This is a genomic window from Streptomyces sp. NPDC101160, from assembly GCF_044768205.1.
Lineage (GTDB): Bacteria > Actinomycetota > Actinomycetes > Streptomycetales > Streptomycetaceae > Streptomyces.
The window spans coordinates 52,578-69,827 of sequence record NZ_JBIWPJ010000007.1; the positions used below are offsets into that span (position 1 = coordinate 52,578).

At 72.2% G+C, this 17,250-nt stretch carries 16 protein-coding genes; 6 read left to right on the forward strand and 10 right to left on the reverse strand.

Annotation, left to right across the window (positions count from 1 at the left end; all coding sequences use genetic code 11):
• Positions 1–77: 77 nt before the first annotated feature.
• The 6 genes from ACIRSU_RS22845 to ACIRSU_RS22870 form a co-directional block, all read right to left on the reverse strand.
• Positions 78–1,529 carry an RCC1-like domain-containing protein gene (locus ACIRSU_RS22845; protein WP_403795120.1) on the reverse strand — a complete coding sequence of 484 codons (1,452 nt, stop codon included), beginning with the start codon at positions 1,527–1,529 and terminating at the stop codon, positions 78–80.
• Positions 1,530–1,642: 113 nt separating this feature from the next.
• Positions 1,643–2,161 (reverse strand): DUF664 domain-containing protein, encoded by a 519-nt coding sequence (locus ACIRSU_RS22850; protein ID WP_403795123.1) that lies wholly within the window; start codon positions 2,159–2,161, stop codon positions 1,643–1,645.
• A gap of 91 nt (positions 2,162–2,252) precedes the next feature.
• On the reverse strand, positions 2,253–3,422 hold the full coding sequence (locus ACIRSU_RS22855; protein WP_403795126.1) for an esterase-like activity of phytase family protein: 1,170 nt from the start codon (positions 3,420–3,422) through the stop codon (positions 2,253–2,255).
• 78 nt (positions 3,423–3,500) lie between these two features.
• Entirely contained in the window at positions 3,501–5,489 is a 1,989-nt protein-coding gene (locus tag ACIRSU_RS22860; RefSeq protein ID WP_403795128.1) for a serine/threonine-protein kinase, read from the reverse strand.
• A gap of 188 nt (positions 5,490–5,677) precedes the next feature.
• Positions 5,678–6,097: a DUF1992 domain-containing protein gene (locus tag ACIRSU_RS22865; RefSeq protein ID WP_403795131.1), complete on the reverse strand. Its 420-nt coding sequence runs from the start codon at positions 6,095–6,097 to the stop codon at positions 5,678–5,680.
• Between the two features lie 185 nt (positions 6,098–6,282).
• On the reverse strand, positions 6,283–6,486 hold the full coding sequence (locus ACIRSU_RS22870) for a cold-shock protein (protein WP_046908818.1): 204 nt from the start codon (positions 6,484–6,486) through the stop codon (positions 6,283–6,285).
• 260 nt (positions 6,487–6,746) lie between these two features.
• Here ACIRSU_RS22870 and ACIRSU_RS22875 point away from each other — a divergent pair, with 260 nt between their 5' ends.
• Positions 6,747–7,649 carry a menaquinone biosynthetic enzyme MqnA/MqnD family protein gene (locus ACIRSU_RS22875; RefSeq protein WP_403795134.1) on the forward strand — a complete coding sequence of 301 codons (903 nt, stop codon included), beginning with the start codon at positions 6,747–6,749 and terminating at the stop codon, positions 7,647–7,649.
• Between the two features lie 141 nt (positions 7,650–7,790).
• Here ACIRSU_RS22875 and ACIRSU_RS22880 read toward each other — a convergent pair whose 3' ends face one another.
• Positions 7,791–8,870: an alpha/beta hydrolase gene (locus ACIRSU_RS22880; protein WP_403795135.1), complete on the reverse strand. Its 1,080-nt coding sequence runs from the start codon at positions 8,868–8,870 to the stop codon at positions 7,791–7,793.
• 187 nt (positions 8,871–9,057) lie between these two features.
• Here ACIRSU_RS22880 and mqnC point away from each other — a divergent pair, with 187 nt between their 5' ends.
• From mqnC to ACIRSU_RS22895, 3 genes are all read left to right on the forward strand, one after another.
• Positions 9,058–10,257, forward strand: coding sequence for a cyclic dehypoxanthinyl futalosine synthase (gene mqnC, locus ACIRSU_RS22885; protein ID WP_403795138.1), 1,200 nt, complete (start codon positions 9,058–9,060; stop codon positions 10,255–10,257).
• On the forward strand, positions 10,257–10,856 hold the full coding sequence (locus ACIRSU_RS22890) for an imidazolonepropionase-like domain-containing protein (RefSeq protein WP_403795141.1): 600 nt from the start codon (positions 10,257–10,259) through the stop codon (positions 10,854–10,856). The genes mqnC and ACIRSU_RS22890 overlap by 1 nt, the downstream gene beginning before the upstream one ends.
• A 101-nt stretch (positions 10,857–10,957) precedes the next feature.
• Positions 10,958–11,653 (forward strand): demethylmenaquinone methyltransferase, encoded by a 696-nt coding sequence (locus ACIRSU_RS22895; RefSeq protein ID WP_403795143.1) that lies wholly within the window; start codon positions 10,958–10,960, stop codon positions 11,651–11,653.
• A 21-nt stretch (positions 11,654–11,674) separates the two neighbouring features.
• Here ACIRSU_RS22895 and ACIRSU_RS22900 read toward each other — a convergent pair whose 3' ends face one another.
• Both ACIRSU_RS22900 and ACIRSU_RS22905 read right to left on the reverse strand, forming a co-directional pair.
• Positions 11,675–13,174, reverse strand: coding sequence for a phosphodiester glycosidase family protein (locus tag ACIRSU_RS22900; RefSeq protein ID WP_403795146.1), 1,500 nt, complete (start codon positions 13,172–13,174; stop codon positions 11,675–11,677).
• Complete coding sequence (locus tag ACIRSU_RS22905) at positions 13,171–13,893, reverse strand: peptidase inhibitor family I36 protein (RefSeq protein WP_403795148.1); 723 nt, start codon at positions 13,891–13,893, stop codon at positions 13,171–13,173. The genes ACIRSU_RS22900 and ACIRSU_RS22905 overlap by 4 nt, the downstream gene beginning before the upstream one ends.
• Positions 13,894–13,999: 106 nt before the next feature.
• Between ACIRSU_RS22905 and ACIRSU_RS22910 the strand changes: the two genes are divergently transcribed.
• Positions 14,000–15,289 (forward strand): geranylgeranyl reductase family protein, encoded by a 1,290-nt coding sequence (locus ACIRSU_RS22910; RefSeq protein WP_403795150.1) that lies wholly within the window; start codon positions 14,000–14,002, stop codon positions 15,287–15,289.
• 3 nt (positions 15,290–15,292) lie between these two features.
• On the opposite strand, the gene ACIRSU_RS22915 is transcribed toward ACIRSU_RS22910, so the two are convergent.
• Positions 15,293–16,258: a helix-turn-helix domain-containing protein gene (locus ACIRSU_RS22915; RefSeq protein ID WP_403795153.1), complete on the reverse strand. Its 966-nt coding sequence runs from the start codon at positions 16,256–16,258 to the stop codon at positions 15,293–15,295.
• A gap of 84 nt (positions 16,259–16,342) precedes the next feature.
• On the opposite strand from ACIRSU_RS22915, the gene ACIRSU_RS22920 reads away from it, so the two are divergent.
• On the forward strand, positions 16,343–17,224 hold the full coding sequence (locus ACIRSU_RS22920) for an NAD(P)-dependent oxidoreductase (RefSeq protein WP_403795156.1): 882 nt from the start codon (positions 16,343–16,345) through the stop codon (positions 17,222–17,224).
• Positions 17,225–17,250: the final 26 nt, after the last annotated feature.

Consider the following 17,250-nt stretch of genomic DNA (forward strand, 5'->3'; position numbering starts at 1 on the left):
CGTACAGCGGAACGCCCGGACAGCCGGACGGCCGGACACCGCCCTCGTGGTGTCCGGCCGTCTCCGTCTGTCGCGTGCTAGTGGTGGGTGGCCAGGCTGTGCGCGATGCCCGCCGCGACCGTGATCACGTCGGTCAGCGGCTCCGTGCAGGGGTCGGGCCGGCGGCCCGAGCAGACCTGGACCGGGACGTGCCGGTCGGTCGTCGTGCCGTCGCCGACCTGGCCGTTGGCGTTGGAGCCCCAGCCGAGGGCCGTGAAGTCCGATGCCACGGCGAGGGTGTGCTCGCTGCCGGCGGCGACCTCGTTCACGCCGGTGAGGAAGGCGGCGCAGGGCGCGGTCTGGCCGGTGGCACAGGCCCGTACCGGGATCGGGTTCTGCTGGTGGTTGAAGGTGCCGTCGCCGAGCTGGCCGGCGCGGTTGTCGCCCCAGCCGACGACCGACTGCTGGTTCTGGAGGTTCAGGAGCGCGACGCTGTGGTCGCCGCCGGCGGAGATCTGGTTCACGCCGGTGAGGAAGGCGGCGCAGGGGGCGGTCTGGCCGGGTGCGCAGACCTGGACGGGCGTGTTGGTGCCGGTCGCCGTGCCGTCGCCCAGTTGGCCGAAGAAGTTGTGGCCCCAGCCGCGGACCGTTCCGTCGGTGAGCAGCGCGAGGCTGTGGCTGCCGCCGCCGGCCACGCTGCCGGCCGCCGGGCCGGTGAGGGCGACCTGGACGGGAACCGACTTCTGGAAGGCGTCGCTGCCGTCGCCGAGCTGCCCGGAGGAGTTCAGGCCCCAGCTGCTGACCGTCCCGTCGGCGTGCACGGCCAGGCTGTGCCAGGAGCCCGCGTCGAGACGGGTGACGCCGGTGAGGAAGGCGGCGCAGGGCGCGGTCGCGGACCGCGCGCACACCTGGACGGGCGTGTTGCGGCTGGTGGTCGTGGCGTCGCCGAGCTGGCCGTACTCGTTGTCGCCCCAGGCGACGACGCTGCCGTCGGAGCGCAGCGCCAGGTTGTGGAACGCGCCGGCGGCGACCGCGACGACATCGGTGAGGAAGGCGGTGCAGGGGGCGGTCCGGCCGGGTGCGCAGACCTGGACGGGGCGGGTGCTCTCGGTGTTGGTGCCGTCGCCGAGCTGGCCGTCGCTGTTCAGACCCCAGGTCCACACGGTGCCGTCGGAGCGCAGCGCGACGCTGTGGTTGACCCCGCCGTCGATCCCGATGGTCCGCCGGCTGTGCCCGGCGCGGACCGGGACCGCGCTGTCGGTGGTGCGCCCGTCGCCCAGCTGCCCGGTGCTGTTCGCGCCCCAGGCGACGACGGGACCGGGGAGGATCGCGGCCGGGGCGACGGCGGCGGTGGGGAGGTCGGGAACGGGAACGGCGGGATCGGGGACGACGGGATCGGGGACGAAGGCGGCGCCGGGGACTGCGGCGGCCGGGAGGATGGCGGCGGTGGGTGCGGCCTCGGCGGTGAAGGCGCCGCTCGCGAGGAGCGCGGCGGCGCAGACGGCGGCGGCGCGTCTGAGCGCGCGGGTGCTGGGGCGTGGGAATCGCATGGACCGTCCTCGGGTGTGGGTGTCACGACCCCCCGGCCCACGAGCATGGCCCGGCGCCCCGGGCTGCCGCCCCCGACACGCGCCCGCCCGCGCCCGACGTCAGTCCCCTGGGCCTAGCCGGCTCCGCCCGCCCGTTCCACCACGCCGCGCACGTACGCCGCCTGCCCCACGTGCTGGTTGTCGTCGGTGATGACGCTGACGATGCGGACGCCCAGCGTGACGTGCGGGGTCCAGCGGGTGTCGACGACGCGGTCGAGGTCGGCGTCGGTGAGGGACGTGATGTGCTCGACGGTGCGGGCGTGGACGGTGTCGTAGTAGTCGAGGAGGAGGTCGGCGGGCGCGCGGACGGCGGCGACCTGGGCGGAGGTGTGGCCGTAGCCGGTGGCGTCCTCGGGGAAGGGAAGGCCGAAGCGGCCGGAGAAGCCCTCGGACGTCCAGACCTGCTCCGTACCGAACGCGTCGGCGATGTGGTCGTCCTGAATGCGGCTCAGGTGCCAGACCAGCCACGCGACGGTGTTGGCGTCGGGATCGATCCGCTCGGTCAGTTCGTCGTCCGAGAGGCCCTCGACGGCCTCGTGGACGGCGTCCTGGATCCGGCTGAAGGCATCAAGGAGAAGCTCGGCGCTCTTCATGGCCCTCCTCGTGGTGACGGACCTCTTCACGCACCACGGTACGCCGAACCCGCCCTCGCCGCCGGGTCCCACGCCACCCCCCGTGTGGCGGCTAGCGCACCGCCAGTGCGACGATTTGGGTGACCGCGTCCTCCGCGAAGTTGTCGTCGCTCACGAGGATCAGTGCGCGCTCCCCCGACGGCAGCGTCGGGCCCCACGTCATGCCCTCCGTGTTGTCGACCGTCGACAGGCGCAGCGTGTCGAAGTCCGCCACGAGCGTCTTGCGCATCGGCCGGACGGTCTGGCCCGCCAGCGAGTCCACCGCCTGGACGTCCGTCGCGCCGCGCGTGGTCGCGTCGAAGAGGCGGATCTTGTAGCCGGCGCCGGCGACCCAGGTGCGTTCGAGGACGAGGTAGCGGTCGGGGTCGTCGGGGAAGGCGAGGATCGACGGGACGCCGGTGTCGGGGCCCCAGGGGCTGTCGGGGTCGTTCACGGCGAAGATCTTCTCCAGGGGGTAGGCGAACTGCCCGAGCACCCGCCCGCCGCGCGTCTGCCGCGTCACCCGGACGAGCGCGCCGTGCTCCACCGTGGGCTCCGGCCCGTCCTGGAGCAGCGGGCCCTCGATCGCGCTGGTCAGCTGGTGGCCACCGGCGCCGAAGGTGAGCGCCTCGATCGCCTGGTTCCGGCGCGGCCCGCGCTCCGCCATGGTGACCTCGTAGTTCGCGGGCAGCGGCAGCTGACCGAGGTAGTCGCCGGTGGGGGAGGCGAACTGGATGGACGGCTGGATCACCGGCGGGCCGACCGTCTTGGGCCGGTCGCCCTCCTGGCCCCACCAGTAGTCGCAGGTGCGCGGGTCGACCCGGATCTCCTCCGGGTCGACGGCCTTGCCGTCCCCGGCGGTCGGCGCCGGGTAGACCGAGCCGTCGGGCTGGCGGAACGCATGGGTGCCGGTGAAGTCGACCGCGTGCACGCCGCCGGCGTCCACGTCCAGCCTGGCCGTGTAGAAGCGGGCGGGCTGGAGGTACGAGCGGTCGTCGCTGATGAACACGTACTCGCCGGTGCACCGGTTGCGGTCGACGCCGGAGAGGCCGCCGACCGTGGTGCCCTCGAAGGCGAGCTTGTGCGGGACGATCTTCTCGCCGAGCAGACGGGCTTGTGCCGCCCGCGCCACCGGCCGGGCGGGGTCCGCCGGTTGGGCGGCGGCCATGGCCACCGCGGGGGTGAGGGTCGAGGTCAGAAGCAGGGCTGCGGCGCACGCACGGCGCGTCAGGGAAGCTCGCATGCCGATGATCTTGGCCCGGCTCGCCCGTGCGCCGCAGTCACCCAATCGGGTATTTCGGATCTTGCTCGCGGGAGGCTGTCAGGCGCGTTCGTAGTGGAAGCCGTCGCCCCAGGCCGGGCCGACGTCGTGGCGGATGCCGGACGGGACGGCGAGCTCGAAGTAGGACGGGTCGCCGTTCGTGCAGGAGGGGTACCCGTCCGAACGGGCCTGGTCCACGATCGTGCCGCCCAGGTTGATGCGCTTGCCGCCGTCGGTGATCGAGATCAGCTTGGCCACGTGCTCGCAGTGGGCGCCGTTGATCTCCGTGATCATCCTTGCGGCGATCTGGCCGGGGGCGACCCGGTAGATGTAGACCGTCTTCGGCTGCGAGATGTTGTACGCGCTCGTGTATGACCAGGTGCCGGCGAACGCCGACGAGATCTTGTTCGTCGTGGTGGGCGCCGTGGTCTTGGCGGGCGGGGGAGCGGTGGTCCTGGCGGGCGGCCTCGGGGCCGTACCGCCACTGCCGGAGCCGCCGCCCGAGACCGTACCGCCGGAGGACGAGGAGCCGCCGGAGACCGTACCGCCGGACCCGGACCCGGACCCGGAGCCGCCGGAGGCCGAGCCTCCGCCCACCGCGCCGCCCGCCGCTCCGCCCGCCGCGCCGCCCGGGTCCGCCGGCGGGTTGCCCTGCGACGGGGGAGCGGACGAGGCGCCGGTGGTCGGGGCCTGGTTGGTCGGCGTCGTGCCCGTGCTCGGGGTGCCCGCCGGGGCCGTGGCGGAGGGCGAGGTCGCGGTCGTGCCGGGGGCGCCCTGGAGATCGCGCCGGTCGGCGTCGTTGTCGATCAGCTTCACGACCGTGCCGCTGATGCCGAGGACGACGAAGACGGCCGCCACGACCGCCCAGATGCGGGAGGCCCGGCGCGGCTCGCGCGTCCGGCCGGTAGCCGTGCCCGCCGCCTTCGGGCGCAGCCCGAGCGTCCCCGTGTCCGAAGCCCCGGCCCCGACCCCGGCTCCGGCCCCGGCCCCGCTCCCGGCCCCGCTCCCGGTCCGCGCCCCGGTCCCGGTCCCCGCCCCGGCCTTCTCCCCGGTCTCCGCCTCGGCCGCCTCCCGCTCCAGCTCCACCGACAGCGCCTCCGCGTCGAGCAGCCGCGCCGCCTGCCGGGCGAGCCGGGCCACCAGGTCGGGCGGCAGCCAGGCGCCGCCCACGGCCCCGCGGCCGGACTCCTCGCCCGGCAGGGCCGGGTCGGCGAGCAGGGCCTCGATGCCGGGGCGCTCGGCGGGGTCCTTGATCAGGCAGCGGCCGATGAACGCGCGCAGCTCCTCGCCCTCGACCCGGTGCAGCTCCGGTTCCGCCTCCACGATCTGGAACATGATCGCGTGCTGGTTGCTGGCCCCGTGCCCGAACGGCAGCCGCCCCGTCGCCGCGTACATCAGCACGCAGCCGAGCGCGAAGACGTCGGCCGCCGGGCCCAGGGACTCGCCGCGCACCTGCTCGGGCGCCATGAAGCCGGGCGAGCCGACCACCATGCCGGTGCTGGTGAGCAGCGACTCGACGGAGGGCTCGAGGGCGCGCGCGATGCCGAAGTCGATCACCCGGGGGCCCTCGACGGTCAGCATCACGTTCGAGGGCTTGAGGTCGCGGTGCAGGATCCCGGCTCCGTGGATGCCCTGCAGCGCCCGCAGCAGGCCGAGCGCGAGGGCGAGGACCGAGTCGGCGGGCAGCGGTCCGTGCTCCCGTACGACCTGTTCGAGGGACGGCCCGGGTACGAAGCCGGTCACCACCCACGGGCGCTCGGCGTCCGGGTCGGCGTCCAGGACGGGCGCGGTGTAGTGCTCGCCGACCCGCCGCACGGCCTCGATCTCCCGCCGGAACCGGGCCCGGAACTGCGGATCCTGCGCGTGCTCCTCGTGGACGACCTTGACGGCGACCGTACGCCCGCCCTCGGACCGCCCCAGGAACACCCGTCCCATGCCGCCGGACCCGAGCCGCCCGAGCAGCCGGTACGGCCCGACCGTCCGCGGATCCCCGGCGGCGAGCGGCTCCATGCCGCTGCCTTTTCCGCTTTTCCCGTTCTCGCCGCTCATGCCGGTCTGGTCCCCCTGGTCGCACCTGATGCATGGTCAAATCCGAACGCGGTTCAGGGTAGATGAGGACACCGGGCGAGGGGATGACGGTTCCGGGCGGACTCCGGGTCCGGACTGCGGGCGGACTGCGGGCGGACTCCGGGCTAGTTGCGGGGATCCCGGGGGTTACGCGAGTGGTCCCGGGGGTTTCAGGGACGGTCCCGGGGGTTTCGGGGGTGCGTCCGGCGCCATTCCTCCGCCGCCGCCTCCACGTCGAACAACGTCAGGTTGAGCGGCGGGCCGGCCGGTGGGCGGGCCAGGGCCGCGGCGATCTTGGTGTTGATGTCGCCGAGGATGCGGCGCAGCTGCGACTCGGAGACGGCGGTGCGAGCCGCCTCGGCCGCGTCCTCGGCCTCCTTGCGGAGAGCCAGGGCCGGCGGCAGGGCCGCGAAGCCCTCGCGGTGCATCTTCTGCTTGACCCACCACAGCTCGTCGTACGGCGCGGTGTCGTCGGCGAGCGGCTTGCCGAAGCCGCTCAGCCCGGCGAACTCGCCGCGCTCGGTCGCCTCGCGGATCTGCTTGTCGACGAATGACTCGAAGCTGACTCCGGGCGGTTTGCGTTCGGTCATGCGTCCAGCGTACGTACTCCGGGCGGGTACGGTCACGGCGCGTACGGGGCCGAGCACCACCTGTCCCGCCCGGGGAGCGGCAGCCGGGAAAACGGCAGGAGCCCCGCTCCGTACACATGACATGCACGGAGCAAGGCTCCTTGGGTACAGCTCTAGAGAATCGCGATCGTCGACCCCGAGGTCACTTAGACCGGGGTGACGTTCTCCGCCTGCGGGCCCTTCGGGCCCTGCGTGACGTCGAAGTTCACCTGCTGGTTCTCCTCGAGGGAGCGGAAGCCAGAGGCGTTGATCGCGGAGTAGTGGACGAAGACATCCGGGCCGCCGCCTTCCTGGGCGATGAAGCCAAAGCCCTTTTCAGCGTTGAACCACTTCACGGTTCCGGTAGCCATGAGCCCTCCTATGGGCCAAAGGGTCGCCCTGCTCCAGAACCTGCAACCAAGTCTGAAAACTACAAAAGCCTGCGGGTTACATGCTCCGCAGGCTCTGTACTGCAAGGGAAACCAAACTGCAACTTGCGTCGAGCGTAGCACGCAGCGTGCTCGAAGGGGTAGAGGGAAAGATCACGTCACCCGGATGTTTGACACGCGCCGTACGCGCTGACGGCCCACCCGCCGATGTCCACGGTTCGAGACGGGTCTAGCCTCGCGATGTGGACAATGCAACTGAGGCAAGCGGCGCACCCGGCGATCACCACGATCACGACGATCACCGGCGCAGCCGGCCGCGGGTCGGACACATCCAGTTCCTGAACTGTCTGCCCCTCTACTGGGGCCTGGCCCGCACCGGGACGCTCCTCGACCTGGAGCTGACGAAGGACACCCCGGAGAAGCTCAGCGAGCGGCTGGTGCGCGGCGACCTCGACATCGGCCCCGTCACCCTCGTCGAATACCTCAAGCACGCCGACCAGCTGGTCGCGCTGCCGGACATCGCCGTCGGCTGCGACGGTCCCGTCATGTCCTGCGTGATCGTCTCGCAGCGCCCGCTGGACCGGCTGGACGGCGCGCGGGTCGCACTCGGCTCGACCTCGCGCACCTCCGTGCGCCTGGCGCAGCTGCTGCTCGCCGAGCAGTACGGCGTGTCGCCGGACTACTACACGTGCCCGCCGGACCTCGGCCTGATGATGCAGGAGGCCGACGCGGCGGTGCTGATCGGCGACGCCGCGCTGCGGGCCTCGCTGCACGACGCGCCGCGGCTCGGCCTGCAGGTCCACGACCTGGGGCTGATGTGGAAGGACTGGACGGGCCTGCCGTTCGTCTTCGCGGTGTGGGCGGTGCGGAAGGACTTCCTGGCGCGCGAGCCGGAGACCGTCCGTGACGTGCACCGGGCCTTCCTGGCCTCGCGCGATCTGTCCCTGGAGGAGGTCGCGAAGGTCGCGGAGCAGGCGGCGCGCTGGGAGGCCTTCGACGCGGAGCTGCTGGAGCGGTACTTCCGGACGCTCGACTTCCGCTTCGGCGCCGAGCAGCTCGCGGGCGTGCGGGAGTTCGCCCGCCGGACCGGCCCCACGACCGGCTTCCCGGCGGACGTACGGGTCGAACTGCTCCCGACCGGCTGAACCGGGGCCCGCTGAACCGGGGCCCCTGGACCGGGGCCCTGTGCGGCGGGCCGTGAACCGCCGGCCCCTGAACCGGGGCCCCTGTACCGCGGGCCCCTACCGCGGGCCCCTGAACTGGGCCCCGCTGGGCCCGGGCCGCCGTCAGGAGGAGGGGATCGGCGCCTGGAGGTACTGGCTGATCCAGGCGATCGACCCCATGTCCATGCCCCGGATGTAGCTGCGCGCGTTGTGCGCGCCGTTCGGGATGACCTGGAGCCGGGACTTGATCGGGCCCTTGTTGGTGTAGTCGCGGATGAACGCCTTCACGTGCGGCGCCAGCTTGGTCTCCCGGGTGCCCAGCTGGAACGCCAGGTAGACCCGGTTCGCCGGCGTGTCGGGCTTCCGCGCGAGCGCGGCGGCGAGCCGCTGCGGGTCGTTGGCGAGGCGCGCGGGCTCGTAGCCCTTCCAGAGCGGCGAGTCCGGGACGATGTCCGGGCCGGAGGCGATCACGGCCTTGAACTTGTCCGGCTTCTGCAGCACGGACTTCAGTCCGACGAAGCCGCCCGAGGACGAACCCATGAAGGCCCAGCCGTCCCGGGACTTGAACGTGCGGAAATTCGCCCGGACGAAATCCGGCACGTCCTCGGTCAGCCAGGTGCCCATTTTCGGCTGGCCCGGAATATCACTGCCGTCGTAGTAGTGGTGGGCCTCCGGGTTGAGTACAGGCATCACGACAATGAACGGCAGGCTCTTTCCCTCCTGCGACCACCGGGCGATGCTCGACTGCAGTTTGAGGTCGGTGCCCATCCAGTAATTCGTCGGATAACCGACGCCGCCGGGCAGCGAGATGAGCACGGGGAACCCGCTGTTCGCGTACTTGGGGTCGAAATACTGCTTCGGGGCCCACACCCACACCTTGCCGGTGAACCCGGACTTCTCGCCGTGGAGTTCGGTCACGCCGATCTTGGTGCCGTCCTCGACCGTGTTGGCGTCCTCGAAGGTCGCCTTGGGCCCGGTCGGGAACACCGTCTCGGGCACCCGGGCGCCCGGGGCCGTCTTCCCGTGGTGCTTCTGCACCGCCTGCTGCTGTACGGGCTTGCCACTGGCCGGCGTGTCGAACGAGACCGAGCCGGGCCCCTGGTCCGAGCAGCCGGCCACCACGGCCAGCGTGGTGCCGACCGCGAGCGCGGCGGCGAGGGCCCGGGAGGTCCGGGCGGAGGTCCGGGACGGACGACGGTTCATGGCTGACTCCGGTACTTACGTCAGGCCCTGAGCGGATTCGGGGCAAACGACGGATTCCGCTGTAGGAGAGGGTCTGGGCGCCGGATCGGTTGGCTCGGGGCCGCCCCGAATCCGCGCGGAGGTGCTGGCGTAGGCTGGCCGCGTCCGAGAAGTACGCGTACGCACCCCTCCGAAAGGGACTCACCCGGTGACCGAGAAGGCCGAACTCCAGTCTGTTCTCGACCGCGCCGCCGCGGGTGGCCGGATCACCCCCGAGGAGGCGCTCGACCTCTACCGCTCGGCGCCGCTGCACGCGCTCGGCGCCGCCGCCGACGCGGTGCGCCGCCGCCGGTACGCGGGGACCGAGCACATCGCCACGTACATCATCGAGCGCAACATCAACTACACGAACGTCTGTGTGACGGCGTGCAAGTTCTGCGCCTTCTACGCGCCGCCGAAGGACACCAAGAAGGGCTGGACCCGCGACCTCGACGACATCCTGCGCCGCTGCGCGGAGACCGTGGAGCTCGGCGGCACCCAGATCATGTTCCAGGGCGGCCACCACCCCGACTACGGCGTGGAGTACTACGAGAAGCACTTCGCGGCCATCAAGAAGGACTTCCCGCAGCTGGTCATCCACTCCCTCGGCGCGTCCGAGGTCGAGCACATGGCCCGCATCTCCGGCGTCTCCGTCGAGGAGGCCATCACCCGCATCCACGAGGCCGGCCTCGACTCCTTCGCCGGCGCCGGCGCCGAGCTGCTCCCGGAGCGCCCGCGCAAGGCGATCGCCCCGCTGAAGGAGAGCGGCGAGCGCTGGCTGGAGATCATGGAGATCGCCCACAAGCTGGGCGTCGAGTCCACCTCGACGATGCTGATGGGCACCGGCGAGACCAACGCCGAGCGCATCGAGCACCTGCGGATGATCCGCGACACGCAGGACCGGACGGGCGGCTTCCGGGCCTTCATCCCGTACCTGTACCAGCCCATGAACAACCACCTGAAGGGCCGCACCCAGGCCACGCTCTTCGAGTACCTGCGGATGATCGCGGTCAGCCGCCTCTTCATGGACAACATCGCGCACATCCAGGGCTCCTGGCTCACCACGGGCAAGGAGATCGGCCAGCTCACGCTGCACTACGGCGCGGACGACCTCGGCTCGATCATGCTGGAGGAGAACGTGGTCTCCTCGGCGGGCGCCAAGCACCGCTCCAACCTGCGCGAGATGATCGACATGATCCGCGCCGCGGACCGCGTCCCGGCCCAGCGCTCGACGACGTACGAGCACCTGGTCGTCCACGACGACCCGGCGAACGACCCGGTCGACGAGCGCGTGGCCTCGCACATCTCGTCCACCGCGATCGAGGGCGGCACCGCGCACCCCGAGCTGAAGCTCCTCGACGCGAACTGATGGTCACGCTCCACTTCGCCGAGGCGTCGCCCGGGACCGCGGTCCTGGTCGACGGCGCACGCCTCGCGGCCGTCGGCCCGTACGAGGAACTGGCCGCCGCGAACCAGGACGCCCGGCTGCGCCGCTGGCCCGGCATCCTCACGCCCGGTCTGCTCAACCCGTACGGCCCCGAGCTGCTCGAAGCGACCTACCACCCGGACCCGCGCGAGGCCGACGAGTACGGCACCGAGCCGATCACCGGCGAGCGGGCGCGGGAGATCTTCCGCGCCGACCCGGCGCGGCGCGGCGCGAGCGCCCGGCGTGGGGTGCAGCGCCTGTTCGCGCACGGCACGGTCGCCGTCGCCGGCGAGCTGCGCGACCGGTCCGTCCTGGACGCGGTGCGCCGGGCCGGGCTCGCCGTCGGGCAGCGCCCGCCGAACCTGCCGGGCCCGCCGTCCCTGTCGCCGACGCCGCTCGTCCTGCTGCCCGCCCTGGCGGCCGGCGGCCCGGCCCGGTTCGCGGTCTTCGACGTCCCGGACCGCGCGACCCTCGTGCGCGAGGGCGCGGGCACGTGCGTGGCGACGGTCCTCGGCGGTCGGCTGGTCTACCGGGCCCGCTGACCGGGCCTGTCCGCCATCCCTGCGACAATGCGGGCGTAACGTCATCCGGACGTGATCCGGCAGTACGACACTGCAGTACGACACAAGTGAGGCGAACGCCAGTGATCCGCGCAACCCTGGACAAGCAGCCGCACGAAGTCGCCTCGATGTTCGACGACGTGGCGGCGAACTACGACCTCACCAACGACGTCCTCTCGCTCGGCCAGGACCGGCGCTGGCGCAAGGAGGTCGCGAAGGCGGTCGACGCGCGCCCGGCGCAGAAGGTCCTCGACCTGGCGGCCGGCACGGCGACGTCCTCGCAGCCGTTCGTCCAGGCAGGCGCGTACGTCGTGCCGTGCGACTTCTCGCTCGGGATGCTGCGGGTCGGCAAGCAGAAGCACCCGTGGATGCCGTTCACCGCGGGCGACGGCACCAAGCTGCCCTTCAAGGACGACGTCTTCGACGCCGTCACCATCTCCTTCGGCCTGCGCAACATCCAGGACACCGACCAGGCGCTGCGCGAGCTGTACCGGGTGACGAAGCCCGGCGGCCGGGTCGTCATCTGCGAGTTCTCGCACGCCACCTGGGCGCCGTTCCGCACGGTGTACGAGGAGTACCTGATGCGCGCGCTGCCGCCGGTCGCGCGGGCCGTGTCGTCCAACCCCGACGCGTACGTCTATCTCGCCGAGTCCATCCAGGACTGGCCCGACCAGCCGACCCTCGCGGGGATGATGCAGAAGGCCGGCTGGTCGAAGGTGGCCTGGCGGAACCTGACGGGCGGGATCGTGGCCCTGCACCGGGGCTTCAAGGCGGCGTAGCCCGTACGGCTGCCGCTCGGGTTACTTCTTGTACATGCCGTAGCCGCTGATGCCGGCGTACACGGCGTCGGCGACCGGCCGGTACACGTACGCGCCGTCCGGGCCGTCCGTCGCCGGGGTGCGCACGGTGGTGCCGGTCATCAGGTTGTTCGAGTCGGCGACGGCGGTGATCAGGGTCGCCGATCCGCCGCCGTCGAGGTTGAGCGCGTCGATGATGCCGAGTTCCTCGGAGTCGAGGAGCTCGCCCCACGCGTGCAGATAGGCGCCGTCCTCGTGGGTCGTGGTGTTGTCCGCCTGGAGTTGTCCCGTCAAGGTCACCAGGACCGTGTGGCCGCGCACGTTGGTGCCGAGGGCCACCCGTGAGTCGGTGCAGATGGGGGTGCCGTCGCGGCCGGCGCCCGTGGCTCCGCAGGTGTTGACGAGTTCGGGAGCGATGTCGCCGTCGCGCAGGAGCTGGTGGAAGGAGCTCACGACGTCGACGGACGGGTCGAGCGGGATCTCCCGGCCGAGCCGCTTGTCGGTCAGCTTCTGGGAGACCGCGAGCGTGCTGCCGAGGAGCGCGTGGTCGCGCAGCCACGTGCCGCCGGTGCCGACGCCCTGCAGGATGCGCCCGCCGGACGGCACGTAGACCTCGGTGGTGGTGTCCTTGCCGCCGCCGCGGTTCGCGCGGGCGGCGGTCACCTTGCCCGTGGAGTCGAGGACGACCTCGTAGCCGGGGTCGTCGTCGGTGGTGACGTACGGGTCGAGGTCGGGCTTGGGCACCGGGTACTTGTAGTCCGAGGTGAAGAGGATGATCTCGTTGGCGTCGACGTAGACGCCCTTCTGCCCGTTGACCTGGTCCTCGGCGACGAGTTGGTCCTTGGCGTCGCGGGCGCAGCCGCGGGCGCGGCCGGGGTCGCGGTTTATGTCGTCGAAGGGCACGGGGCCGGTTCCGTCCGACGCCTGCACGATCAGCTCCGTGCGCAGCCTGGTGATGTACGGGACGCCGTACTGGATCACGGCACCGTTCGTGCCCGCGCCCTTGGCGCCGTAGCAACTGGCGCTGTGCAGGACGCCGTCGGTGACGGAGACGCCCAGGTGCTGGAGGGTGAGGGGCCGCTGCGTGGTCTTCAGCTTGAGGTGCGCCGGCTCCGACTTGAACAGGCCGCCGTTCACGCCCGCCACCGGGTGCCGGGTGGGCGTGGTGCTGACGCCGGCGAGCTGGTCGGCGACCGTCTCGGCCAGGCCGTCGCCGGCGCCGATGGTGCTCTGCAGGTCGAGCGGGGCGGCGGTGGGGTCGATCTCGACGAGCTGGAGGAGGCGGGGTCTGGTGCGGTTGTCGTTGGTGGGGTTCTTCTCGGTCCAGTTGGTGACCGTGACTCCGGCGGGCAGGTGGTCGGCGCCTGACACCGGCGTCTGGGTCCAGTTCGCGGCGAGCGGGCTGTCCGCGGCCGTGGCGGCCGGGGCGGCCGAGGTGGTCAGGGCGAGGGTCGCGGTGAGGGCGGCGGCGATGGCGAGGGCCGGGCGCAGGGGCGTGGTCACTGGCACTCCGAGGTTCCGTTGACGAGTTCGTGGGAGCGGAACGTGCCCGCGAACGGGTTGGGGACGGTGACGCTCTGGCCGCGCAGCACGACGTAGGCGCCGTAGGTCGTCTTCGTGTTCTCGTCCGTCCAGCTGCCGTCGTACGTGGCGTTGGGGTAGAAGCAGAGGTGCTTGCCGGTCCGGTTGAACACGGACGCGGAGGGGACCTCGGGGCCGTAGCTGTGGTGGGGGGTGGGGCCGGTGGGCGGGTCGTCGAAGGCGGTCATCGCGCCGCGCCCGTTGCGCTCGGCGAAGGTGCAGACCTGGCTGTCGGAGCAGCGCTCGTATCCGGTGAAGCAGAGGGCCCGGGTGGGCACGAGCTTGTAGGAGGCGACGGTCCAGCGGACGCCGTTGGTGACGTACTCGTCGGGGTTGCCCGGCTTGACGGTCTGCAGCCCGCCGCCGTACTCGGTCCTGCTGTACACGCAGGCCCACATGCGGGTGTTGTTCTGTACGGACAGGATGGTGCCGGCGTCGCGCTCGGCCTTGGCGCCCTCGGCGACGTCCACGCGGGTGCCGGTGCCGCCGCTGCCGTCGTAGAGGCAGAACTGTCCGGCGGGGCAGTCCGCGAACGGAACGGTCTCGGCGTTGGCGGGCAGGACGACGAACGCCGCGGAGAACAGGGCGAGGACGGCGGCGAGCAGCCACCCTCGTCGTATGTGTGTGCGATTGATGATCACGATTGATGATCATGCGTTGAAGGGTGGGCCCCCAAACATCCGAGGAAGCGCCCCATAGACTCAGGACCGCACCGTCCTACCGCCAAAACCCCCGGGAGACCCCGCCGTGACCGAGCAGCAGCCCCTGTCCGAGCACAGCGCAGATGTGATCGTCGTCGGGGCCGGCCCGGCGGGTTCGACCACCGCGTACTACCTGGCCAAGGCGGGACTCGACGTCCTGCTCCTGGAGAAGACCGCGTTCCCGCGCGAGAAGGTGTGCGGCGACGGCCTCACCCCGCGTGCCACCAAGCAGCTGGTGGCGATGGGCATCGACATCTCCGAGGAGGCCGGCTGGCTCCGCAACAAGGGCCTGCGGATCATCGGCGGCGGCGTGCGGCTCCAGCTGGACTGGCCGGATCTCGCCTCCTACCCGGACTACGGACTCGTCCGCAAGCGCGACGACTTCGACGAGATGCTGGCCCGGCAGGCGCAGAAGGCCGGGGCCCGGCTCTACGAGCGCTGCAACGTGAGCGGCCCGGTCATCGACGCCCGTACCGGCCGGATCACGGGCGTCACGGCGAAGCTCGGCGAGGAGAAGCGCGAGGTCACCTTCCACGCGCCGCTCGTCGTCGCCGCCGACGGCAACTCCACCCGGCTCTCGCTCGCGATGGGCCTGCACCGGCGCGAGGACCGCCCGATGGGCGTGGCGGTCCGCACGTACTTCACGACCCCGCGCCACGAGGACGACTACCTGGAGTCCTGGCTGGAGCTGTGGGACCGGCGCGGTCCGCAGGACCGTCTCCTGCCCGGCTACGGCTGGATCTTCGGCATGGGCGACGGCACCTCCAACGTCGGCCTCGGCATCCTCAACTCCTCCGCCGCCTTCCGCGAGCTGGACTGGCGCGAGGTCCTCAAGGCGTGGTGCGCGTCCATGCCGGAGGACTGGGGCTTCACCCCGGAGAACATGACGACGCCGATCCGCGGCGCCGCCCTGCCGATGGCCTTCAACCGCCAGCCGCACTACACCCGCGGCCTGCTGCTCGTCGGCGACGCCGGCGGCCTCGTCAACCCGTTCAACGGCGAGGGCATCGCCTACGCGATGGAGTCCGGCCAGATCGCCGCCGACGTCATCGTCCAGGCGCACGCCCGCGCCACGCCCGCCCAGCGCGAACTGGCCCTCCAGGGCTACCCGAAGGTCCTCAAGGACACCTACGGCGGCTACTACACGCTGGGCCGCGCCTTCGTGAAGCTCATCGGCAACCCGAAGATCATGAAGGTCGCGACGCAGCACGGTCTGACGCACCCGCTGCTGATGAAGTTCACGCTGAAGATGCTGGCCAACCTCACCGACCCGACGGGCGGCGACGCGATGGACCGCATCATCAACGGCCTGTCGAAGGTGGCCCCGAAGGCGTGAGCCTCAGCGGGTGAACCGGGCCCGGTAGGCGGTCGGGGAGACGCCGACGGTACGGGTGAAGTGGCGGCGCAGGTTCGCCGCCGAGCCCAGACCGCTCTCCTCCCCGATCCGCTCGACCGGCAGGTCCGTCGACTCCAGGAGCGACTGCGCCCGCGCCACCCGCTGCTGCAGCAGCCACTGCAGCGGGGTGGTGCCGTGCGCCTCCCGCACCCTGCGGTGGAAGGTGCGCGGGCTCATCCGGGCCCGGCGCGCCAGCTCGTCCACGGACAGCGGCTCGTGCAGCCGCTCCAGCGCCCAGTGCAGCACCGGCCCGAGCGGGTCCGCCCCGCCCTCCGGCAGCGGCGCCTCGACGAACTGCGGGCGGTCGCCGGACCGCTGGGCCGGGACGACGAGCCGGCTCGCCAGCGCGCCCGCGACCGCCGCGCCGAGGTCCTTGCGTACGAGGTGCAGGCACAGGTCCAGGCCGGCGGCGGCCCCCGCGCTGGTCAGCACCGTCTCGTCGTCGGTGTAGAGGACGGCCGGGTCCACGGTCACCGCCGGGTGGCGGGCCGCCAGTTCGGTCGCGTACGCGTGGTGGAGCGTGGCCCGGCGCCCGTCGAGCAGCCCGGCCGCGGCGAGCGCGAAGGCGCCGCTGCACATCGACACCATCCGGGCCCCGCCCCCGGCGGCCGCCCGCAGCGCCGCCACCAGCTCCGCGGGCAGCTCCTGCCGGCCCTCCACCACCGCGTCCGGGACGGACGGCACGATGACGGTGTCCGCGCCGGCGAGTCCCTCCAGGCCGTGGGTGGCGTGCGGCGCGGGGCCGCAGACCCGCAGCTCGTACCAGGGGTCGGCCAGGTCGGCGTGCGGGATGCCGAAGACCATGGACGCGACGGAGAGTTCGTACAGGTCCCACGGGGAGATCGCGCCCCGCTCGTCGGGCACGAGCACGACGGCCACCGTTCCCGCGCCCCAGTCCGTGTCGCTCATGATCGCGAGCCTATGGCAGGAATGGTGCGGCAGGCGGCAGTCCGTCTCCTGTCGGCCGGATCCGGCCGCTGCGAGCGTGGAGCCATGACCACTTCGCACGCAAGCACCCAGCAGCCCGTCACCGTCATCGGCCTCGGACAGATGGGCACGGCCCTCGCCGCCGCCTTCCTCGACGCCGGCCACCCCACCACCGTCTTCAACCGCACCCCGGCCCGCGCCGACGCCCTCGTCGCCCGGGGCGCCCGCCGTGCCGCCACCGTCGCCGAGGCGGTCGCGGCGAGCGAGCTCGTCGTGGTCTGCGTCCTCGACTACCCGGCCGTCCGCGCCCTGCTCGACCCGGTCGCCGACGCGCTGCGCGGGCGGGTCCTGGTCAACCTCACCTCCGGCTCGCCCGAGCAGGCCCGCGCGGAGGCCGAGTGGGCCGCCGGGCACGGCATCGGCTACCTCGACGGCGGCATCATGACCACCCCGCCCGGCATCGGGAACAGCGACAGCATGATCCTCTACGCGGGCGGGCCCGAGCTGCTCGCCGCGCACCGCCCGGCGCTCGCCGTGCTCGGCGACCCGGTGGACCTGGGCGCGGACGCGGGCCTCGCCTCGCTATACGACGCCGGCCTGCTCGGCATGATGTGGTCGGTGTTCGGCGGCTGGCTGCACGCCACCGCGCTGACCGGCGCCGACGGCGTGCCGGCGAAGGAGTTCGCGGGCGTCGCGGTGCGCTGGCTGCGCACGCTGGCCTGGTTCGTGACCACGTACGCGGAGCAGATCGACGCGGGGGAGTACCCGGGCGACGACGCGACGCTCGACGTGCACGTGGCCTCGATCGCCCATCTGCTGCACGCGGGCGAGGAGCGGGGCGTGGACAACAGGCTGCCGGAGCTGCACCTGGAGATGATGAAGGCGGCGGTCGCGGCCGGGCACGGCGGGGACAGCTACGCCCGGATCATCGAGGCATTCCGGAAGTAGCGTCCTCTTCAGGATGAAACGGCGAA